General features: G+C 64.6%; 17 protein-coding genes and 1 riboswitch. Of the genes, 6 read left to right on the top strand and 11 right to left on the bottom strand.

Annotated features, from left to right (window positions below; translation table 11 throughout):
* Window position 1: 1 nt before the first annotated feature.
* The 5 genes from VC352_RS12030 to thiC all read right to left on the bottom strand — a co-directional run bounded on the left by VC352_RS12030 (window position 2) and on the right by thiC (window position 4,918).
* Complete coding sequence (locus tag VC352_RS12030) at window positions 2-613, bottom strand: YqiA/YcfP family alpha/beta fold hydrolase (protein ID WP_322979790.1); 612 nt, start codon at window positions 611-613, stop codon at window positions 2-4.
* A gap of 103 nt (window positions 614-716) precedes the next feature.
* On the bottom strand, window positions 717-1,532 hold the full coding sequence (gene cpdA / locus VC352_RS12025; RefSeq protein WP_322979789.1) for a 3',5'-cyclic-AMP phosphodiesterase: 816 nt from the start codon (window positions 1,530-1,532) through the stop codon (window positions 717-719).
* Window positions 1,533-1,744: 212 nt separating this feature from the next.
* Entirely contained in the window at window positions 1,745-2,197 is a 453-nt protein-coding gene (locus tag VC352_RS12020; protein WP_322979788.1) for a DUF1249 domain-containing protein, read from the bottom strand.
* Window positions 2,188-2,787 carry an NUDIX domain-containing protein gene (locus VC352_RS12015; RefSeq protein ID WP_280065215.1) on the bottom strand — a complete coding sequence of 200 codons (600 nt, stop codon included), beginning with the start codon at window positions 2,785-2,787 and terminating at the stop codon, window positions 2,188-2,190. The genes VC352_RS12020 and VC352_RS12015 overlap by 10 nt, the downstream gene beginning before the upstream one ends.
* A 247-nt stretch (window positions 2,788-3,034) precedes the next feature.
* Window positions 3,035-4,918: a phosphomethylpyrimidine synthase ThiC gene (gene thiC / locus VC352_RS12010; protein WP_322979787.1), complete on the bottom strand. Its 1,884-nt coding sequence runs from the start codon at window positions 4,916-4,918 to the stop codon at window positions 3,035-3,037.
* A gap of 92 nt (window positions 4,919-5,010) precedes the next feature.
* A riboswitch (TPP riboswitch) is annotated at window positions 5,011-5,117 on the bottom strand.
* Between the two features lie 321 nt (window positions 5,118-5,438).
* Here thiC and VC352_RS12005 point away from each other — a divergent pair.
* On the top strand, window positions 5,439-6,881 hold the full coding sequence (locus VC352_RS12005; protein ID WP_322979786.1) for a TolC family outer membrane protein: 1,443 nt from the start codon (window positions 5,439-5,441) through the stop codon (window positions 6,879-6,881).
* Window positions 6,882-7,009: 128 nt separating this feature from the next.
* Here the strand turns inward: VC352_RS12005 and waaA are convergent, their stop codons facing one another.
* Window positions 7,010-8,275 carry a lipid IV(A) 3-deoxy-D-manno-octulosonic acid transferase gene (gene waaA / locus VC352_RS12000; protein ID WP_322979785.1) on the bottom strand — a complete coding sequence of 422 codons (1,266 nt, stop codon included), beginning with the start codon at window positions 8,273-8,275 and terminating at the stop codon, window positions 7,010-7,012.
* Between the two features lie 43 nt (window positions 8,276-8,318).
* Window positions 8,319-9,206, bottom strand: coding sequence for a LysR family transcriptional regulator (locus VC352_RS11995; RefSeq protein WP_322979784.1), 888 nt, complete (start codon window positions 9,204-9,206; stop codon window positions 8,319-8,321).
* 85 nt (window positions 9,207-9,291) lie between these two features.
* Here VC352_RS11995 and VC352_RS11990 point away from each other — a divergent pair, with 85 nt between their 5' ends.
* From VC352_RS11990 to VC352_RS11975, 4 genes are all read left to right on the top strand, one after another.
* On the top strand, window positions 9,292-9,624 hold the full coding sequence (locus VC352_RS11990; protein WP_322979783.1) for a multidrug efflux SMR transporter: 333 nt from the start codon (window positions 9,292-9,294) through the stop codon (window positions 9,622-9,624).
* Between the two features lie 64 nt (window positions 9,625-9,688).
* On the top strand, window positions 9,689-10,864 hold the full coding sequence (locus VC352_RS11985) for an NAD(P)/FAD-dependent oxidoreductase (protein ID WP_322979782.1): 1,176 nt from the start codon (window positions 9,689-9,691) through the stop codon (window positions 10,862-10,864).
* A complete protein-coding gene (locus VC352_RS11980; protein ID WP_322979781.1) occupies window positions 10,861-11,667 on the top strand; it encodes an aldo/keto reductase in 807 nt (268 codons plus the stop codon). Before VC352_RS11985 ends, VC352_RS11980 begins: the two co-directional genes overlap by 4 nt.
* A gap of 122 nt (window positions 11,668-11,789) precedes the next feature.
* Window positions 11,790-12,689: a metal ABC transporter ATPase gene (locus VC352_RS11975; protein WP_322979780.1), complete on the top strand. Its 900-nt coding sequence runs from the start codon at window positions 11,790-11,792 to the stop codon at window positions 12,687-12,689.
* Between the two features lie 2 nt (window positions 12,690-12,691).
* On the opposite strand, the gene VC352_RS11970 is transcribed toward VC352_RS11975, so the two are convergent.
* The gene (locus VC352_RS11970; protein WP_322979779.1) at window positions 12,692-14,203 is read right to left on the bottom strand and encodes an AhpA/YtjB family protein; all 1,512 of its coding nucleotides are present in this window, start codon (window positions 14,201-14,203) and stop codon (window positions 12,692-12,694) included.
* Window positions 14,204-14,377: 174 nt separating this feature from the next.
* Between VC352_RS11970 and serB the strand changes: the two genes are divergently transcribed.
* Window positions 14,378-15,592 (top strand): phosphoserine phosphatase SerB, encoded by a 1,215-nt coding sequence (gene serB, locus VC352_RS11965; RefSeq protein ID WP_322979778.1) that lies wholly within the window; start codon window positions 14,378-14,380, stop codon window positions 15,590-15,592.
* A gap of 57 nt (window positions 15,593-15,649) precedes the next feature.
* Here the strand turns inward: serB and VC352_RS11960 are convergent, their stop codons facing one another.
* From VC352_RS11960 to asd, 3 genes are all read right to left on the bottom strand, one after another.
* Complete coding sequence (locus tag VC352_RS11960; RefSeq protein WP_322979777.1) at window positions 15,650-17,719, bottom strand: EAL domain-containing protein; 2,070 nt, start codon at window positions 17,717-17,719, stop codon at window positions 15,650-15,652.
* A 64-nt stretch (window positions 17,720-17,783) separates the two neighbouring features.
* On the bottom strand, window positions 17,784-19,589 hold the full coding sequence (locus VC352_RS11955; RefSeq protein WP_322979776.1) for a molecular chaperone: 1,806 nt from the start codon (window positions 19,587-19,589) through the stop codon (window positions 17,784-17,786).
* A 173-nt stretch (window positions 19,590-19,762) separates the two neighbouring features.
* A complete protein-coding gene (gene asd / locus VC352_RS11950) occupies window positions 19,763-20,629 on the bottom strand; it encodes an archaetidylserine decarboxylase (RefSeq protein ID WP_322979775.1) in 867 nt (288 codons plus the stop codon).
* Window positions 20,630-20,637: the final 8 nt, after the last annotated feature.

Raw genomic sequence — 20,637 nt, 5'->3', positions numbered from 1 at the left:
GTCAATTGAAGGCGGAAAAGTCAGTATCGCGCCAGAGTGTGGCGCCAATGCCGGCGAATGCGAAGAGCGCCGGCAAACGTTCGGTAAAGCCCTGGAAACCATGATCGCCGCCGGCCTGGATGCGCAGAGCGCAGACCCGGTAGTAGCGTTCGGCGTCGCGGTAGTCGAGGGTTTCGTCAGCGGTCTGCAGCCACACCTGATAGCGGCTGGCATCCTGTGGCGGTGGTACTTCCAGCTCAGCCAGGGCGTGGATGTGATCCTCGGTGAGTTCCCAGGTCTCGTCGCTGTAGAAATTCTTCTGCGGGCCGAGGTAGCCGTCGAAGCGCAGGTGCGGGCGCACCGCCGGGTTGATCAGCAGGGCCTTGAGGCCATGCCGCTCGGCCAGGTAGGTGGCGTAATAGCCGCCCAGCGAGCTGCCGACCAGCAGCGGCGCGCCGAGCTCGGCCACCAATGCTTCGAGCTGGGCCATGGCCTGGCGCGGATGATGATGCAGCGCCGGTACGCGTAGGTGCTCGGCGATTTGCAGGTGCGTCATGGCGCGGCTCAACTGCCTGGCCTTGTGCGAGGCGGGTGAGCTGTTGAGGCCGTGGATATAAAGGATGGACGCAGTCATGGTGCGGGAGGCTACTACAAAAAGCGGCGGTAGGCTTCAGGCGGCAGGTTACAGGCAAGCGCAAAGCGGTTTTCCTGCAGACTGAGGTCTGCAGCGTGTGGCCTCAATAGCCCTTGACGCTGTAATCGATCTCGAAGGTGATGCCGGTAACGCGCGAGACGCCGGTTTCCAGCCTGCCGTCGGTGTGCAGGCGCAGCCAGCGGTAGCCGGGGGCTTCGTTACTGACCTGGAAGTCTTCGCTGCCCGGGGCGAACTGTACGCAGGTCGAGGGCGAGGCGAGCAGGCGCAGGTTGCCGCGCTGCTGATCGAACTCCTGATGGATATGCCCCCAGAGCACGGCGCGGGCCTGTGAGTGGCGCTCGAGAATGGCGAACAGGGTATCGGGATTGCGCAGGCCAATGGGCTCCATCCATTTGCAGCCGATGGACACCGGGTGGTGGTGCAGGCAGATCAGGTGATGGCGCTCGGGCGCTTCGCTCAGGGCGCGCTCGAGCAACTCGAGCTGGCTGTCGGCGAGAAAACCCGGTACGGCACCAGGGATCGAAGAGTCGAGCATGACGACACGCCAGGCGCCGACGTCGATCACCGGCTCCAGCAGTGTGCTGTCGGCACAGGCCGCCTGCATGGGCGGAACTTCGTCATGGTTGCCGGCCAGCCAGCGTACGGGCGTGGCGAATGCCTCGGTGAGGCGGCGAAACCGCTCGTAGGATTCCAGGCTGCCATCCTGCGACAGGTCGCCAGTGGCGAGGATCAGATCGATGCCGGGCTGCTCCTGCTGCACCTGCTCGATCACCCGTTTCAGGCTGGCGCAGGTCTCCATGCCCAGCAGCTTGCCGTCCGCTTCGGCGAACAGATGGCTGTCGGACAGTTGCACCAGCAGCACCGAGGAATCGGTGGCGAGGGGGGCATGACTCGGCAAGGCGGTCTCCTAGGTCGCAATCGACTGAATTATGGTGGCTGGCGCGGTAAAGAGAAAACCCAGGAACTCGACTTGCGTCACAGAAAAACGCTGCATTTGGCGCTTGCAAGGGAGCGCCTGTCTATGCGGCATCGGTGCAGCGAGTGCCGGAGAGGCCATTGGATCGCACGGGCGATGCTATCGGCCAGCGCGGTGCAAGCTTGAAGACGGCCTCAGATGACCGGTTGGGGCTCGTGGCCACAGGCCAGGCAATGGCTCAGCCACTCGCCGAGGAACAGGTTGAGTTGGCTCTTCTCGTCCGGCTGATGCATGGCGGCGTTCGGATAAGGGTAGCGAATGTGCAGGCGCCGGGCATTCTCGGCTCCGATGACTTCGGCCATGCGTGCGTCATGGTAAACCCGCACCTCCAGCTGTGGCACCGGCAGCCAGGGTAGGCTGTGCTCCTGGCGCACACACAGGGTCGTGGTGTAAGGGCAGCTTTCCTGCACCTCCAGATTGAGCACGCCCAGCAGGTGCTCGCCCTGGCTGAGCGCCACGCGGCGGGCCTGGTGGCCGCTGCGCATGTTCGGTAACAGACGCATCAGCCGTGCGTAGTTGGCTTCGCAGGCGCTCTGCAGTTCGACCAGGTCGACCCGATAGCGCTCGCGCAGGGCATTCATGACCACATGCCCCGTACTTCGTCGCGGTTCAGCGCCAGCCATTGCAGGGCAATGATGCTGGCGGCGTTGTTGATGCGCCCATCGCGCACGGCGGCCAGGGCATCGGCCAGTGGCATCACGTGCACGCGGATGTCCTCGCCTTCCTCCGGCAGTCCATGCACACCGCCGGCACCGCTGCTGTCGCAGCGACCGAGGAACAGGTGGACGAACTCGTCGGAGCCGCCAGGGGAGGGGAAATACTGGGTGATTGGCCACAGCGGGCCGAGGATCAGATCGGCTTCTTCGACCGCTTCGCGGCGTGCGACCTCTTCGGGCTCCTCGTCCTTGTCGATCAGCCCGGCGACCAACTCCAGCAGCCAGGGATTGGCCGCCTTGTCCATGGCGCCGACCCGGAACTGCTCGATCAGCACCACTTCATCGCGCTGCGGGTCATAGGGCAGGACGCAGACGGCGTCGTGACGCACGAACAGCTCGCGGGTCAGTTGCGGGCCCATGTTGCCGGCGAACTGGCGATGGCGCAGCTTGATCCGGTCGAGCCGGTAGAAGCCGCGAAAGCAGTTCTCGCGCTCGATGATGTCGATGTCGTCTTTGTTCATTGCACCCCCAGATGGTCGTAACGGGCCAAAATCAGACTGTGTGAAAACTACTGCGCTCGGCCATGCTGCGTTAAAAAACGGCTCAAAATGCTCATTTACAGCTCGTAAACTGCGCTTTCTCGCCGTTTTTCGCCTTGCCTGACCTTCGCTCGCTACGGTTTCACACGGTCTGAACTGCGGCCCGTTACGCATCACACTAGCGAGCATAGTGCTCGCCGATCAAGCCTGGCTGACGGAAAGTGCGTCGCTACACCTTCTGGTACAGCTGGCTGCCCTGCGCCTTGAACTCCTCGGCCTTGGCCTGCATGCCCTGCTCGGCCTCCAGGTCGACGGCGTCGATGCGTTGCTCCTTGGCGTAGTCGCGTACTTCCTGGGTGATCTTCATCGAGCAGAACTTAGGCCCGCACATGGAGCAGAAGTGCGCCACCTTGGCCGAATCCTTCGGCAGCGTCTCGTCGTGGTAGGCGCGTGCGGTGTCCGGGTCGAGGCCGAGGTTGAACTGGTCTTCCCAGCGGAACTCGAAGCGCGCCTTGGAGAGCGCGTTGTCGCGGATCTGTGCACCCGGATGACCCTTGGCCAGGTCGGCGGCATGGGCGGCGATCTTGTAGGTGATGATGCCGGTCTTCACGTCATCCTTGTTCGGCAGGCCCAGATGCTCCTTGGGCGTGACGTAGCAGAGCATGGCGCAGCCGAACCAGCCGATCATCGCCGCGCCGATGCCGCTGGTGATGTGGTCGTAGCCCGGCGCGATGTCGGTGGTCAGCGGGCCGAGGGTGTAGAACGGCGCCTCGTCGCAGCATTCGAGCTGCTTGTCCATGTTCTCCTTGATCAGGTGCATGGGCACGTGGCCGGGACCTTCGATCATGCATTGCACGTCATGCTTCCAGGCGATTTTGGTCAGCTCGCCGAGGGTTTCCAGTTCGCCGAACTGCGCGGCGTCGTTGGCATCGGCAATCGAACCGGGGCGCAGGCCATCGCCCAGCGAGAAGGACACGTCGTAGGCCTTCATGATCTCGCAGATGTCGTCGAAATGGGTGTAGAGGAAGTTTTCCTTGTGGTGCGCCAGGCACCACTTGGCCATGATCGAGCCGCCACGGCTGACGATGCCGGTCACGCGCTTGGCGGTCAGCGGCACGTAGCGCAGCAATACGCCTGCGTGGATGGTGAAGTAGTCCACGCCCTGTTCGGCCTGCTCGATCAGGGTGTCGCGGAACAGCTCCCAGGTCAGGTCTTCGGCGATGCCACCGACCTTCTCCAGCGCTTGGTAGATCGGCACGGTGCCGATCGGTACCGGCGAGTTGCGGATGATCCATTCGCGGGTTTCATGGATGTGCTTGCCGGTGGACAGATCCATCACCGTGTCCGAGCCCCAGCGGATGCCCCAGGTCAGCTTGGCCACTTCTTCCTCGATGGAGGAACCCAGCGCCGAGTTGCCGATGTTGCCGTTGATCTTCACCAGGAAGTTGCGGCCGATGATCATCGGCTCCAGCTCCACGTGGTTGATGTTGGCTGGGATGATGGCGCGGCCGCGGGCGACTTCGCTGCGCACGAACTCGGGGGTGATCTCTTTCGGAATGGCGGCGCCGAAGCTGTGGCCGGCGTGCTGCTCATTGAGCAGGCCGGCTTCACGGGCTTCGGCCAGCTTCATGTTCTCGCGGATGGCGACGTATTCCATCTCGGGCGTGATGATGCCCTTCTTGGCGTAGTGCATCTGGCTGACGTTATGCCCGGCCTTGGCCCGGCGCGGGTTGCGCACGTGGGCGAAGCGCATCTTGGTCAGCTCTTCATCGGCCAGGCGACGCTGGCCGAACTCGGAGGACAGACCCGGCAGTTTCTCGGTGTCGCCGCGATCCTCGATCCAGGCGCTGCGTACGTCGGCCAGACCCTTACGCACGTCGATGCTGACGTTCGGGTCGGTATAGGGGCCGGAGGTGTCGTAGACGGTGACCGGCGCGTTGATCTCGCCACCGAAGTCGGTGGGTGTGACGTCCAGGCTGATCTCGCGCATCGGCACGCGGATGTCCGGGCGTGAACCCTGCACATAGACTTTCTGCGAACGGGGGAAGGGCTGTACGGACTGCTGGTCGACCTGGGCGCTTTCGCTCAGGTGCTTTTGTTGTTGTGTACTCATCAGGGCTCTCCGGGCTGGATGTCGGAGTAGAACCTGGGCGGAGTACGAGCGCGGGCGCACCGAAGGTGGTGCCGAGAGACTCGCCACGAATGCGGCGAGGACATCTTGTTCCCTACGCAGGCCTTAACCTGATCAGGTTCAACGGGATCCGGCAGTTGCCAATCTCAGCCCCTCACATGGGGCACCCCGACAAGAACTCGCGCAGTCTAATCAAGGCGCGCAGGTAAAACCAAGCGAGTGGCTGAAATAAGTCGACCCGTGCGTCGGAACGAGGCTATCGCGTCGCGGCCTGCGGTCACCTCTAAAACCACCGGCTTGCATCCAGGCAGTCGTGCATCGCCAGCGCAGCGTTAAAACCAAATACCTTATCTACGTTTCTAGAGAAGCATCCGAGGCATTGTTGCAGCCGGGCAACAAAGCTTCTTACAAACTAGACTCAAGGCACCGGAGCGGCCCTTGACCCTGGCCAGTGGCCGCCCGTAGCCTTACCGATTACCGCCTTATTCAAGGATCGACACCCATGTTGCGCAGACTATCCCTGGCCCTTGCCGTGGCCGCCGCTTCGCTGAGCCTGGCTCACGCCGAGGAAGCGCCGCTGTCGAGCAAGACCGATCTGGTGACCGTGTACCAGGAGGCCGCTCGAAACAACGCCGATATCGCCGCCGCGCGAGCCGACTACAAGGCGCGTCGCGAAGTGGTGCCACAGGCCCGCGCCGGATTGCTGCCCAACCTCTCGGCCGGTGCCAATTATGGCGACACGCGCACCGAGATCGACTCGCCCAGCGCCACCAGTTCGCGCAGTGGCCTGGTCTACCAGGCCAACCTGAGCCAGCCGCTGTTCCGGGCTGATCGCTGGTTCCAGCTGCAGGCTGCCGAAGCCACCAGCGAGCAGGCGGCACTGGAGCTGTCGGCTACCGAGCAGAACCTGATCCTGCAAAGTGCCGAAACCTACTTCGCCGTCCTGCGTGCGCAGGACACTCTCGCTTCGACTCGCGCCGAGGAAGCCGCCTTCAAACGTCAACTGGATCAGGCCAACGAGCGTTTCGACGTCGGCCTGTCCGACAAGACCGATGTACTCGAGGCGCAGGCCGGTTTCGACACTGCCCGCGCCAACCGCCTGCTCGCCGAGCGTGCCGTGGAGGATGCCTTCGAGGCGCTGGTGACCCTGACCAACCGCGATTATGTGGCGGTAGAGGGGATCGTCCACACGCTGCCGGTGCTGGCGCCGACGCCCAACGATGCCAAGGCCTGGGTCGATACTGCCGCCGCACAGAACCTTAACCTGCAGGCCAGCCTGTACGCCGTGACCGCTGCCGAAGAAAATCTGCGCCAGCGCAAGGCCGGCCATGCGCCGACCCTGGATGCCGTGGCCAGCTACCAGAAGGGCGACAACGACAGCCTGGGTTTCACCAATTCGGGCTCGCCGCTGTCACCGGGCTACAGTGGTGACGTTTCCCAGCGCACCATCGGCCTGCAACTGAATATCCCGCTGTACAGCGGCGGCCTGACCACCTCGCAGGTGCGTGAGGCTTATCAGCGCCTGGGCCAGACTGAGCAACTGCGCGAAAGCCTGCGCCGCCAGGTGGTGCAGAACACCCGCAACCTGTTCCGCGCGGTCAACACCGACGTGGAAACCGTGCAGGCGCGCAAGCAGTCAATCATCTCCAACCAGAGCGCACTGGAAGCCACCGAGATCGGTTACCAGGTCGGTACCCGCAATATCGTCGACGTGCTCGATGCCCAGCGCCAGCTGTACAGCGCCGTGCGCAACTACAACGACGCGCGCTACGACTACATCCTCAACAACCTGCGCCTGAAGCAGGCTGCCGGTACGCTGAGCCCGGCTGACCTGGAAGCGCTGGGCAGCTTCCTCAAGCCGGACTACAATCCGGACAAGGACTTCCTGCCGCCGGATCTGGCTTCTGCCGCCGAGGCGCGCCTGAAGAACAATCAGGACTATTGAAAGCCCGATACGCAAAAGCCCGACGTCAGTCGGGCTTTTGCTTTCAGGTGCGGCAACTCCGAGATGCGGGGTGATCGAGCCGTCGTAGGGGCAAGCGCCGTGCTGCAATATCCCCGGATTGCATCCGGCTACAGAAGGCGTTGCAGCCCTGTCAGCAGGCGCTGCAGCGCGCCTTGGTTGGCCTTGAGCACGGCCAGGCCTGCCTGGCTCATCCGCGCCATTTCTGTGGGAGTGTCCAGCAGCGTGGCAAGCCTGCCTGCCAGTTGCTCGGCGTTTTCCACTTCGCTCAGGGCGCCGGCTTCACGCAGTTGCGTGGCGATTTCCAGGAAGTTGAACAGGTGCGGCCCGCTCAGCACTGGCTTGCCCAGTGCGGCTGGTTCCAGCAGGTTGTGCCCGCCATTGGCCACCAGACTGCCGCCGACGAAGGCGATATCGGCCAGGGCATAGAGAAACAGCAGCTCGCCCATGGTGTCGCCGAGCAGCACCTGATCACCTGCCTGTACGTCTTGCCCTGTGGAGCGCCTGCGCGTGGTCAGACCCTGGTTCAGGCACAGTTCATGAACCGCCTCGAACCGCTCGGGATGGCGTGGCACCAGGATCAGCAGGGCGTCCGTTCGGGTCTTCAATAACTGCCGATGGGCGGCGAGGATGATCTCGTCTTCACCGGCATGGGTGCTGGCAGCGATCCACACCGGGCGCTGCTCGGTCTGCCACTGGCGGCGTAGTTCGGCCGCGCGCTGCGGCAGCTCGGCATCGATCTTCAGGTCGTACTTGATCGAGCCGGTTACGTCCACACACTCGGGACGGGCGCCAAGCGCCAGGAAGCGCTGCGCTTCGGCCTGGGTCTGCACGGCGATCAGCGACAGCTTGGCGAGCATCGGTGCGGTCAGCTTGCCGAAGCGTGCATAACCGCGCGCCGAACGTTCTGAAAGACGGGCATTGGCCAGGGCCACCGGGATACCGCGTTTGGCGCACTGATGGATATGGTTCGGCCACAGCTCGGTTTCCATCACCACGGCCAGGCGCGGCTTGACACGATTGAGGAAGAGCGCCGCCGCCCAGGGCAGGTCGTAGGGCAGGTAGCAGTGCTGCACGCTGTTGCCGAACAAGGCCTGGATGCGCTCGGAGCCGGTCGGTGTCATGCAGGTGACGGTGATCGGCAGCTCGGGGTGCCGTGCCTGCAGGGCGCGGATCATCGGCGCTGCAGCGATGCTTTCGCCGACCGAGACGGCATGCACCCAGATGCCGCCGGTTTGCAGCGGCGGCATGCCGAAGGAAAAGCGTTCCCTGATGCGCCGCGCATAGGCCGGCGCCTTGCGTGCGCGCAAGGCCAGGCGCAGGGCGATCAGGGGCAGGGCCAGGTGCAGCAGCAGGGTATAGAGGTGTCTGTTCATGGGGGCGCAGCTTATCGTCGCTGGCCCGAGCCTGGAAGTGCGATCAGGCTTGCGGGCGCAGCAGCTCCTGCGCCAGGCAATCGGCCAGCCAGCTCGCGGCCGGGCCGAGCGCACCATCGCGGCGCCAGACCAGCTCCACCACCAGCGGCAGCGGCGCCCAGTCGCTGCGCAGTTCCTGCAGGTGGCCCTGGTAGGTCGGGTACTGCGCGACATGGCGTGGCAACCAGGCCCAGCCCAGGCCACGGATCACCAGCTCGGCCATGACGTAAAAACTGTCGGCGCGCCAGACCAGCGGGCTGATCTGCTCGCCGCCGGGATAGTGGCTGTCCTGTGGTGTCATCAGCAATTGGCGATGCTCGGCCAGGTCGCGACGTTCGACGCTGGCGAGCTCGGCCAGCGGGTGGTGCGGGCTGCACACCGTGACCATCTCGATGGTGCCCAGGCGCTGGCTTTCCAGCTCGGCGGGCATCTGCTCGTGATGGAACAGCAGACCAAGATCGGCCTGGCGTTGCACCAGCTTGCGCGACACATCGCCCTGCGCGCCGCTGGACAGCTGCACTTCGATAAGGGGGAAGGCCTGCGCCAGCGCCTCCAGGCTGGCCAGCACCGGTTGGTAAGGCATGGCTTCGTCCTGGGCCAGGCGCAGCCGTGCTTCCTCGCCACGGGCCAGACCCAGAGCGCGGCCGTCCAGGCGCTGACATTGCTGCAGCACGCTGCGCGCCTCTTCCAGCAAGGCGCGCCCGGCCTCGGTCAGGCGCGGCTGGCGACCGCTGCTGCGCTCGAACAGGGCGACCCCGAGATCCGCTTCGAGCAGGGCGATGGCAGTGCTCACCGCCGATTGTGCACGCCCGGTTTCGCGGGCCACGGCGGAGAAGGAGCGGCTCTCGGCGGTGCGCACGAACAGGTTGAGCTGATCGAGGTTCCAGTTCATAACCTATCTCCCAGGCAGATGGGTAATGACTTTATCCCATCGTTGCGAGGACTAAAATCGGCGGCATCGTTCAGGAGTCGCCGCCATGCCCGGATACCTCTATCTCGCAATCGCCATCGCCGGCGAAGTCATCGCCACCACCTCGATGAAGGCCATCGACGGCTTCAACAAACCCTTGCCGCTGCTGCTGGTGATCGGCGGCTACGGCATCGCCTTCTGGATGCTGACTCTGGTGGTGCGCACCATTCCGGTGGGCATCGCCTATGCCATCTGGGCGGGGTTGGGCATCGTCCTGGTGAGCATCGCTGCGCTGGTGTTCTACCAACAGAAGCTGGATCTGCCCGCCATCCTGGGCATGGGCCTGATTGTCAGCGGGGTGGTGGTGATTCAGCTGTTCTCGCAGTCGACGGGGCACTGATCGGCTGCGGGCGTGCCTGGCACACGGGTTATACTGCGCCCCTGTTTTTCTTCGAGGCCCGTTCATGTCCCAAGCTCTCAGCACCGATGTCCTGATCGTCGGCGGCGGTATCGCCGGCCTCTGGCTCAATGCCCGTCTGCGTCGCCAGGGCTTCTCCACGCTCCTGGTGGAGTCGGCGAGCCTGGGCGGCGGGCAGAGCGTGAAGTCGCAGGGGATCATTCATGGCGGCGCCAAGTACGCTCTGCATGGCGCGCTGACCGGCTCGGCCGAGGCCATCGGCGATATGCCACGGCGCTGGCGCGAAGCGCTGGCCGGCGATGGCGAGCTGGATCTGCGCGGTGTGCGCCTGCTTTCCGATGCGCATTACCTGTGGTCGCCCGGCACTCTGGCCGGCAATCTGACCAGCTTCTTCGCCAGCAAGGCCATGCGCACGCGGGTCGATGCGGTCAAGGGCGATCAGTTGCCGCCAGCGCTGCGCGATCCGAAGTTCAAGGGCAAGGTCTATCGGCTCAACGAGCTGGTGCTGGACGTGCCCAGCCTGATCACACGCCTGGCCGAGCTGGCCGGTGACAGCCTGCTGGCCGGCCAGCAGATCGAGCCGCTGCGCGAAGCCGGTGAACTGGTTGGCCTGCGCGTCGATGGTCGCGAGATTCGCGCGCAACGCGTGGTGCTCAGCGCGGGAGCAGGCAATGCCGAATTGCTGGTAGCGCTCGGTATCGAACAGCCGCGCCAGCAATTGCGCCCGCTGCACATGGTGCTGGCCAAGGGGCCGGCGTTGAAACCGTTGTATGCCCATTGCCTGGGGGGCGGGCCGAAGCCGCGGGTCACCGTGACCACGCACCCGGCCGCCGACGGCCAGTGGGTCTGGTACCTTGGCGGCGATCTGGCCGAGGCCGAGGGTGTGGCGCGTGATGAGGCCGCGCAGATTCAGGCCGCGCAAAAGGAAGTTGCCGCGCTGCTGCCCTGGGTCGATCAGAGCCAGACCTGCTGGGCCACGCTGCGGGTGGATCGTGCCGAACCGGCGCAGTCCGGCCTGGTGCGCCCGGACAACGCCTTCCTCGCCGAGCAGGGCCGTCTGCTGGTGGGCTGGCCGACCAAGCTGGCGCTGTCGCCGGATTTCGCCGACCGTGTGCTGCAAGCCCTGGCCCGCGATGGCGTGCAGCCTGGCGCTCAGGCGCCACTGCCCGAGTTGCCGCGCCCAGCCGTTGCCCAGCCGGTGTGGGAGACTCTGCTGCCATGAGCCTGCACGATCTGCATCGCCCGCTGGGCAGCACCGTGTTGCGCGTTTCGCCGCTGGGCCTGGGCACGGTCAAGTTGGGCCGCGACCAGGGCGTCAAATACCCCAATGGCTTCACCATCCCTGACGATGCCCAGGCGCTCGCTTTGCTGCAGCAGGCGCGTGAGCTGGGTATCAACCTGATCGACACCGCACCGGCCTATGGCGTCAGTGAGCAGCGCCTCGGCCCGCTGTTGCGCGGTCAGCGTGATGAATGGGTGATCGTCAGCAAAACTGGCGAGGAATTCGAGCTGGGTCAGTCGCACTTCGACTTCTCTGCCGCGCATACCCGTCTGTCGGTGGAGCGCAGCCTGAAACGCCTGGAAACCGATCGCATCGACCTGCTGCTGGTGCACTCCGATGGCAACGACTTGGCCGTGCTGCGCGACACGGGCGTCTACGAGACGCTGGAGGCGCTCAAGCGCGAGGGCAAGATTCTCGCCTATGGCATTTCCGGCAAGACCGTGGAAGGTGGACTGCTGGCATTGCAGCAGGGCGATTGCGCCATGGTCACCTACAACCTGGCCGAGCAGGGCGAAAAGCCGGTTCTGGACTACGCTGCCAGTCACGGCAAAGGCATCCTGATCAAGAAGGCCCTGGCCAGCGGGCATGCCTGCCTGGCCGACGGCGTCGACCCGGTGCGCGCGAGCTTCGAGCTGATCTTCGCCCACCCCGGCGTCAGCAGTGCCATCGTTGGCACCATCAATCCGTCACACCTGGCGGCTAACGTGGCCACGGCTGCGGCGGTGATCCGCGAACGGGGCTGAAGTTACGTTCCTTTACAGGATCGGGTTGTGCCTGTTGCCTGGCCTGAGGCAGCCTAGCCGTCTGTTTCGCCCTGAACCTCGCCGGGTGCTTGCTGCCTGGCACGAGTCAATGAGGAGTCGAGATGTCGCGTACGCTGATTCGCAAGGACCCGAGTCGCTTCAAGACCCTGCCATTGTTCGTCGAGGCCAGCCCCGACGGGCTGAGCTACCAGAGCCTCGGCCAGCCGCTGAATTTTCGCCAGATGCTCGAGCGGCGACGTCCGCTGGAGGTCGCCGACAGCCAGCGTTTTGCGATCGAATTGGCCAATCTGGGAGTGTCGGTACGCCTGACCCTGCGGCTGCAGGGGCGTGACTACTGGGTGCTGGTGCGCCAGCGTCGTCCGGATCGGGGCGATACCGTACTCAAGCTGATTTCGGGCTACGTGCCGGCGCATGAGCTGAACCTGCCGTTGCTCACTGCGATCCAGGAGGTGGCCGAGGAGTGTCTGATCGAAAGCGAGGGCAGTTGGCTCAGCGGTCGCTTTGGCGACACCTGGCTGCCGACGCCTTATCAGGAGGCGTTGCGCTATCGCGAGACCAGCCATTTTCGCCTCAGCCCGCTGTCCGGAGCCGCTCGCCCGGTGCAGTGCGGCAACCTGACCCTGCTCGAGCGTCCGCGCGCCTACGTGCACTTGCCTACTGCTTCGCTGCAACTGGTCTATGACCTGAATCTGGAGCTGCCGCGCGACATCCGTGCGCCCAGCCTGTTCCACGTCGATGAGCGTCTCGAAGGCGGTAGCCTGGTGGCGCGCCTGGAGCGACGCCGCCCCGATCTGTATCTGCTGGCCTTGCACAAGGGCCAGCCCACAGGCGAGCTGTTCACCCTGCGCGCCGGGCAACTCACGGCGGCCAGTACGCGTGGTGTCTGGTTGTCGGAGAGTTTTGCCGAGCAGGAAGGCTGGCTGGTGCGCGACGAGCGCGTGCGCTGGAAGGACTGGCAGCAGCGTTACGCTGTACCGCCAGCGCAACGCCGCCTGGGCTGAGGTCAGTTCACGCGGCTTTCATGCATGCGTGTGAGCTGGCGCTCCAGCAGGGCCGGGTAAGGGTCGAGCAGGCGTTCCACGCAGCTCGCGCCCTCGGGGCTGGCGATGGGGCGAATGCGCGCACGTTGGCGGATCAGCATGTCGGCCGCGACGCTTTGCTCCACCAGCAGTAGATTGCGGCTGTGCTGTGACAGGGCCAGGGCATCGAGGGCACTGTCACTGAGCAGCAGGTCGGCCTGGCCGAGTGCTTCCAGGTCACGCCCCAGGGCGAGCCCCAGTTGCAACTGCAGGGTCAGGCCGCTGTCGGCCACCTCGATCTGCAGGGCGTGGCCGAGGGCACGCATCAGTTCGCCGCAGCAGATGGCGTGGGTCAGGTAGTCCTCGGCGCAGTCGCGCTCGTGGAACAGCATCAGGCTGCTGCCATCCTTGAGGGTGTGCAGCTCGCCCTGGTACAGCGCGGCAGCCTGTTCCAGGCAGTCACGATAGCGCTGCAGCAGATCCAGCAGGCGCGTGCGTGGCAGGCGCCGCAACTGCTCCTGGCCACCGAGCTGGATAGCCAGTACGGCGCTGGCGCGCGAAGGCATCGGTGCTGTGGGCTGCTGCGGCGGGGCGGGCTCTTCAGCGAGGTCGGCGAAGGGATCGTCGTCGTGCTCATTCCAGGGCAGATCCTGCGCCGCTTGCGACCGTGCCGGGGCGTCTTCGTCGAATGTCGGAGCGGTCTGTGCGCGGGCCAGGCTGTCGGCGGCGAACGGTGCATCCTGCTCTTCGGCGAAGGCATCCTCTTCGGGGAAGTCGTCTTCCTGCACCTCGGGCTGCGGGCGCGGAGGTACCAGGCGGGCCTGCAGCTGGCGAGCCAGATCCCCGAGTTCGTCGTTACGTCCGGCGCCCGGTGCCGGGTCGTCCGGGTCGCGCAACCACAGGCGCAACTGCAGCAGCGGGGTGGATATGTGTCGACCCAGGCGCATGCTCAGCGACAAGGTCAGGGCCAGCAGGATCAGGCTGAGAATGCCCATACTCTGCAGGCTGATGGTCATCGGTTGCTGGAATTGGCGCATGTCCAGGCTGACACGCAGTTGCCCGGCCATCACCTCCTGGAAGGTGATGGGCGTGGAGTACAGACCTTCGCTCTCGCCCAGCACGCTGCGTGTCGGGCGCGACCCGGCTTCGGCGAGGATGCGGTTGTCCACGCTGTAGATGGCGGCATGCGCCACCAGCGGATTCTTCGCCAGGTTATTGAGCAAGACGTTGAGGCTGAGGATGTCGTTGGACACCAGCAACTCGGTGGCCGAAGCCGCCGTCTGGGTGATCAGGGCCTGACCCAGGGCGTCGGCCTGTTGCTGCATGGCCTGCTTGAACTGCATGCCCATGACCCAGGCATAGATGACCATGGCCAGGGCCACCAGCAACAGGCTGTGGCTGGCGATGCGCAGCACCAAGGGCACCCGCCGCTGACGCAGCGCGTGGAAGATCATGAGGAAGAAGTTATCGGGTTTGACGGGCGCGGGCCGGTTCACAGAGCACGGCTCTTGTCGACTGAAGTTGCCGCGCAGTATAGCGAGCGACCTTGGATGGGCAAAGCGCGCGGCTGCGCGCAGCAGGGGTAATCTGGTTAGAATGTGCGCCTTTTCGTCGGTTGACGCCCTGTGCGGCCCGGCCTCACCTCAAACATCTGCCTTGGAGGGTGCGCCTTGCGCGAAATCGTCCTGATCAACATCACTGGCGAAGATCGCCCCGGGCTCACCGCAGCCATCACCGGCGTCCTGGCGCAGGGCGGGGTGAACATCCTCGATATCGGCCAGGCGGTCATCCATGACACCCTGTCGTTCGGCATCCTCATCGAGATTCCCGACAACGGCCGCTCGCAGGCGGTGCTCAAGGATCTGCTGTTCACCGCTTACGAACTCGATCAGCAGGTGCGCTTCACCCCGGTCTCCGAGGCCGACTATCACCACTGGGTCAACGGTCAGGGCAAGGCACGCCATATCGTCACCTTGCTGACGCGCAAGGTCAGCGCCGAACAGCTGCAGCGGGTTAGCGCGATCACCGCCAAGTATGGCCTGAACATCGACCATATCGACCGTCTCTCCGGGCGCATGCCGCTGGACATGCCTGCCGAGCAGGGCAAGGGTTGCATCGAGTTTTCCGTACGCGGCGAGCCGGCCGACCCAGTGGCGCTGCGTGCCGAGTTCCTCAGCGTGGCGCAGGAGCTGAACGTCGACATCGCCTTCCAGCGTGACTCGGTATTCCGCCGCAATCGCCGCCTGGCGGTGTTCGACATGGACTCCACGCTGATCGAGGCCGAGGTGATCGACGAGTTGGCCAAAGCTGCTGGCGTGGGCGGGCAGGTCGCCGAGATCACCGAGCGCGCGATGCGTGGTGAGCTGGACTTCCGCGCCAGCTTCAAGGAGCGCCTGGGGTTATTGCAGGGGCTGTCGGAAGACGTGCTGGAAGAAATCGGCGCCTCGCTGCGCCTGACCGAAGGTGCCGAAGTGCTGTTCGCCGAGCTCAAGCGCCTGGGCTACAAGACGGCGATCCTCTCCGGCGGTTTCACCTATTTCGCTCGCCAACTGCAGGCCAAGCTGGGCATTGACTACGTCTTCGCCAACGAGCTGCAGATCGAGAACGGCAAGGTCACCGGCGTCGCCGTCGAACCCATCGTCGACGCGCAGCGCAAGGCCGATTTGCTGCGTGAACTGGCCGAGAAGGAAGGGCTGCAGCTGGAGCAGACCATCGCTGTGGGCGACGGTGCCAACGACCTGCCGATGCTCGGGCTGGCGGGCCTCGGCGTGGCATTCCGCGCCAAGCCGCTGGTCAAGCAGTCGGCCAAGCAGGCCATCTCCACCCTCGGCCTGGACGGTATTCTCTACCTGCTCGGCTTCCGTGATCGCGAGGGGCAGGAATAGCGTTACCCGCTCATGAAAAAGCCGCCCCTTGGGGCGGCTTTTTCATGAGCGGCGGGATCATTCGTCGCCCGCGGAAAAGTCGTAGTCCATCGACTGACTGGGGCCTTGCAGGTAGTAACCCTGAATGAAGTTGACCCCGGCCTGCCACAGCGTCGCCAGCACGCTGGCGCTTTCCACGAACGGCACGATGGTCAGCTTGGCCTGGGCATGCAGACTGCTGAGCAGCGTCTTCAGCGCTTCCTGGCTGTCAGCCGTGCTGAGATCCTGGGTGAAGGAGCCATCGACTTTGACGAAGTCGACATGCAGGTGCTTGAGCGTATTGAACGGATTCAGCGCACAGCCGAACTGGCTCAGGGCGACCTTGCAGTGCAGTTCCGCCAGGCCCTGGGTAAGCGCCTTGGCCTGTTTCAGGTAGGCGATGGCATCCGGCTCGCTGAACTGGAAAGCCAATGAATCGGAAGGCAGACGCGCGGCCTTGAGCGCCACGCTGAGCCAGGGCAGCAGGGTTTGATCCTGCAGGCTGGCGGACGACAGGTGGACGAACAGGCGGGTGTTGTGGCCTCTGGCGCGATGGTCGGCGAGCAGCTTGATGGAGTTGAGGATCACCCAACGGTCGATCTTCTCGCCCAGGCCGGCATCGCGAGCGGCCGCCAGGAACTGCGCCGGTGGTACTTCCTCACCTTGCGGGCTGAGCAGGCGCAGCAGCACTTCGTAATGTTCGTTGGCGTCGCCGCGCAGGCTGATGATGGGCTGGAACAGCAGGCGGAAACTGTTGTTCTCCAGCGCTTGCTGCACCATCGCCAGCAGGTTGCCACGGTTGGCAGCGGCGGCCAGCTCTTCGGCCGGGTTGAACAGTTTGACGCTGTTGCCCTCGGCGATCTCGTCGGCGCAGCGGTGGGCGCGATCCAGCACGACCTGGGCCTTGGCGGTCTTTTCGCTGAGGCCGGCCACGCCGATGGACAAGGTGGTCTGAGCGGTGCGCCCACTGATGTCGAACAGATGACCTTCGACCTTTTTCAGCAACTCTCTTAGATTGGCCTCGCACTGCTCGGGCGTACGCCCCGGCAGGAGGGCGGCGAACAGGTCGTCACCGAAGCGGGCCAGTTGCGTCTCGGCTGGGAAGTGCGCGCGCAGCAGGCCGGCCAGGTCGGTGAGCAGCAGGTCGATGCCGGCCAGGCCGATCTCGCCCTGCAGGCCGGTGTAGCGATCGACACGAATATAGGCCAGGGTAGACGGCTGGCTGGCGTTGACTGCGCGTTCTGCCGCGGCATCCATCAGCTCGAGGAAGTGCGTGCGGTTGAACAGTCCGGTGACCAGATCCTGGCTGCTGATCTCGCGCAGCTTTTCTTCCAGCTCGGCGTTCGAGGTTTCTGCGCGGATGACCACCTGGATGCAGGGTTCGCCATCGTAGGTCGCTGGCGAGAAGTTCATCTGTGCGGCGAAGCTGCTGCCGTCGGCGCGTACGCCCTGACAGTTGAGGTCGGCGTTGCCGTCCACGCTCTGGTAGTGCTTGAGGAAGTCCTTGAAGCTGCTTTGGTCGGCGCTGGCGATCAGGTCGATCATCGGCATGCCTTCCAGCTCGTCGGCATCTTCATAGCCGAACAGCTCCAGATAGGCACGGTTGGCGTAGATGTGCATGCCATCGTGCACGTAGGTGATGGCGTCCACCGAGCTTTCCAGCAGCAACTGGCAGCGTTTTTCCGCCTCGCGCAGCGCGACTTCGGCGGCGCGGCGGGCGCGGCGCTCCTCGAGGCTGGCCAGCTCACGCTTGGCCACCAGCACCAGGCGCTCGTCCTCGCCCTGCGGCAGGGCGTCCTGGGCGCCGAACAGCATGGCTTCGGTAATGGCTTCGGAGTCGTTGCCCTCCACCAACTGGATTACCGGAATGTCCTTGGCCTGGCGGCGGATGGCGTTGATCGCTTCGCTCGGTTCGAGGTGCTCACTGCTGGGGGCGCAGATCAGCAGATCCCAGCTCTGTTTCAGGACTTCGGCGAGGTCCTCGCTGGAGGTCAGTCGGTGCACGCGCGTGGCATGACCGGCATTGCGGAACAGGCTGACCAGGCGCTCGGCCTCGTTCTGCGAATCCTCAAGAATCAGCAGACGGATGGTTTTCTTGTCGATTGCCATAGAAGTGGGTCAATACCGCGCCGAGCGGGCGCGAAAAGGCGACGAAAGGTGGAGTTTCGGCAGCCTACAGCGACTTCCAGAGCGAGTCAAAATCTTCCTCCCCAGCCGGCTTCTGGCTTTGCGAGGCTGTGACAGGCTTCCCGGCAACGCCCTCGTCGCTGCCCACTCGGTGGTATTCGAACTGGCTGAAACTGCCGGTACTGACCTGCCTGCGCGTGAGCACGGCGCGGTGCTCGTCACCTTGATTGTTGATCAGCACCTTGCTGCCCTCCTGGAACGGCAGGCGCGGTGTGATCAGGCTGGCCGGACGAGAGATGGCGGCGATTTCCGGCAGCAGCAGGGCGCGCAGGTACTGGCTGTTCTGTTCCGCCTTGCGCACCAGTTGCAGGCCGCAGGGTTGCGCGTGGGGGGCGATCAGCTCAATACCCATCTGCGTGCCGCCGCCGCGTACCTGGCGGATCCAGCGCACGATGGCCACGCTCCAGCCCTGGCTGGGGCTGTCCTGAATGCCGAGCAGTTCGCCGGCCTGCAGCTGGCTGGGGACTTCCTTGGGCCACGACAGGCAGTAACCACCGGGGCTGTGATTGACGATGGCCAGCGGGTAGGTGGGATAACTCTCAGTACTGGTGTCGACCTGCTCCTGCTGCTCGCCCGGCGTGACCTTGGAGTACTGGATTTCCTCGAAATGGATCTCTTCGGTCGAGGTGCGCTGTGCATCGAATGCACCCGACCAGATGTCAGGTTCGCCGGTCGACGGCTTGAACACGGCCGCGCCCACTTCGACAGGGCGCTTCAGTACTTCGGCGAAAGAGCGGTTGCCGGCCAGGAAGAAATGCAGGGCGGTCATGCCGATGCACAGGGTCAGGTTGCCTTGTGCCGGCGTGCGCTGGAAGGTGCGCTCGGCGATATCGCCCCAGGCCGCCGCCACATGTTGCAACAGATCCAGACTCACGCCTTCGGGCACTGGCAGCGAGGCGTTGCTGCGCTGATCCTCGGGCAGTGCCATGTAACTCTTGATGGCCTCGACCAGTGGTTGGGGATCGATGCCGAGCAGGTTGTGCAACTCGCCGCTCTGGTAGAGCGACTTGTAGCGTGGCGGGCCATCGACTTGCGGGGCGAGGACGAACAGGCTGCTGGGTTGATCGCCCGACTGCAGTCGAACCAGCCCGCTCCAGGACTCCAGTGCCTCTGCCAGGCGCGCGATGCCACTCTGGCGCATCTGGTTGGTGCGTGCGCAGCCCAGCAGCAGGGCGATGATGTAGGTCTGCTCCGGGCTCAGACCCTGCACATGGCGCACCAGAGGGTCGCGTATTGCCTGGCGCTGCAGGCGTTGCTGGGTGGCGATCCGATAGAGTTGGTGCAGTTCAAGCCATAGACCTTCAGGAACCGGGCAATACAGCTGACTGGCGCGGATCAGCGGGGCGCACAGGCTGTGCATGGCACGCTGCAGCGCAACCGCCAGCAACTGGTCGCGATCCTTGCCGGTGCGGTCGATGATCTGGGTGATGATCAGCTTGTAGCCGATCGCCAGGTGATTCTGCAGCGCCTGGCAGAGGTTGGCGACCTTGCGCGGGCGTTCGTCGAGGACGATGGCCTGGTTGAGGAAGTGGCGCTCCAGATGCTGACAGACGAAGTAAACCTCGGGGCGCAGCAGTTCCAGCTGTTGCAGGCGATTGTCGAAGGGCGTCTGCAGTTGATTGAGTTCGACCAGGCTCTGGTAGAGCTGGCGAGCGGTTTCGCCGATGTTGGCCTTGGGCAGGGCCGAGATCCAGCGCTTGAGGTCACGCGGCGTACCGTCGCAGAAGCTCAGGCTTTGCTTGTCTGGGGTGGGAACGCGTAACGAAAGCAAATTGGAACTCTGTCTATCCATCAAACTCGGAGGCTCCGGGCCACAATAAGGCGGGCGACTTCAGGGCTGGTGACCCACTGGTTCCCGAACTCTAGCAGCATCTGGCGCCTGTGGCAGCCCATCCTGGAGATGGGGTGCCGCGGCGAATGAGCGCTTTGCATCCCGGCGAGCCTCTCGCCGGGGTGCTCGTGGCGTCATGCGTCGCTGCTGGGCGCGCCCATGAATTGCCCCATGCGCACGGTGCTGCCCGCGGTCAGTTCGCGGGCCCACTCGACCTGCTGCGGGCCGAACAGAACGATGGCCGTCGAGCCCAGCTTGAAGCGACCCATTTCGGCGCCTTTATCCAGTTCGATCGGCGTGCGTGCGGCGGCGTCGTAGCCAGTGACCTTCAGCTCGCGCTTGGGCGGGGTGATCAGGCCGGCCCAGACGGTTTCGATGCTGGCGACGATCATGGCGCCCACCAGCACCACGGCCATGGGGCCGCGCTCGGTGTCGAACAGGCAGACCACGCGCTCGTTGCGGGCGAACAGCTCGGGCACGTTTTCCGCCGTGGTCTGGTTTACCGAGAACAGCCGACCCGGCACGTAGACCATCTCCCGCAGAGTGCCGGCCAGCGGCATGTGCACGCGGTGGTAGTCCTTGGGCGAGAGGTACACGGTGGCGAACTGACCCCCCATGAAAGGCGCTGCCCGTTCGGCGTCGCCACCCAGCAGCTCGACGGCGCTGAAACTGTGTCCCTTGGCCTGGAAGATACGGCCATGCTCGATGGCGCCGAGCTGGCTGATGGCGCCGTCGGCCGGGCAAAGGATCGCCCCCGGCGTTGGGTCCAGCGGGCGTGCGCCTTCTTTCAGGGCGCGGGTGAAGAACGCATTGAAATGCTCGAAGGCTTGCAGGTCTTCGATCTGGGCTTCGCTCATGTTCACCTGGTACTGCTTGGCGAACCATTTGATCAGAGGGTTCTTCAGCCAGCCGATGCGGCATTCGGCGACGCAGCCGATCAGGCGCGACAGCAGGTGATGCGGCAGCAGGTACTGGCTGAGAATGAAGAGACGTTGTTTCATCGTGTTTC

This window comes from Pseudomonas sp. C11 (assembly GCF_034683865.1).
GTDB lineage: Bacteria > Pseudomonadota > Gammaproteobacteria > Pseudomonadales > Pseudomonadaceae > Aquipseudomonas.
The sequence above is the reverse complement of the archived record's forward strand: the minus strand, read 5'-3'. Positions and strand labels throughout refer to the sequence as shown.

Coding starts and splice junctions, on each gene's coding strand:
- VC352_RS12030 (WP_322979790.1), bottom strand. CDS start 613: ATGACTGCGTCCATCCTTTATATCCACGGCCTCAACAGCTCACCCGCC.
- VC352_RS12015 (WP_280065215.1), bottom strand. CDS start 2,787: ATGAACAAAGACGACATCGACATCATCGAGCGCGAGAACTGCTTTCGC.
- thiC (WP_322979787.1), bottom strand. CDS start 4,918: ATGAGTACACAACAACAAAAGCACCTGAGCGAAAGCGCCCAGGTCGAC.
- VC352_RS12005 (WP_322979786.1), top strand. CDS start 5,439: ATGTTGCGCAGACTATCCCTGGCCCTTGCCGTGGCCGCCGCTTCGCTG.
- waaA (WP_322979785.1), bottom strand. CDS start 8,275: ATGAACAGACACCTCTATACCCTGCTGCTGCACCTGGCCCTGCCCCTG.
- VC352_RS11995 (WP_322979784.1), bottom strand. CDS start 9,206: ATGAACTGGAACCTCGATCAGCTCAACCTGTTCGTGCGCACCGCCGAG.
- VC352_RS11990 (WP_322979783.1), top strand. CDS start 9,292: ATGCCCGGATACCTCTATCTCGCAATCGCCATCGCCGGCGAAGTCATC.
- VC352_RS11985 (WP_322979782.1), top strand. CDS start 9,689: ATGTCCCAAGCTCTCAGCACCGATGTCCTGATCGTCGGCGGCGGTATC.
- VC352_RS11980 (WP_322979781.1), top strand. CDS start 10,861: ATGAGCCTGCACGATCTGCATCGCCCGCTGGGCAGCACCGTGTTGCGC.
- VC352_RS11975 (WP_322979780.1), top strand. CDS start 11,790: ATGTCGCGTACGCTGATTCGCAAGGACCCGAGTCGCTTCAAGACCCTG.
- VC352_RS11960 (WP_322979777.1), bottom strand. CDS start 17,719: ATGGCAATCGACAAGAAAACCATCCGTCTGCTGATTCTTGAGGATTCG.
- VC352_RS11955 (WP_322979776.1), bottom strand. CDS start 19,589: ATGGATAGACAGAGTTCCAATTTGCTTTCGTTACGCGTTCCCACCCCA.
- asd (WP_322979775.1), bottom strand. CDS start 20,629: ATGAAACAACGTCTCTTCATTCTCAGCCAGTACCTGCTGCCGCATCAC.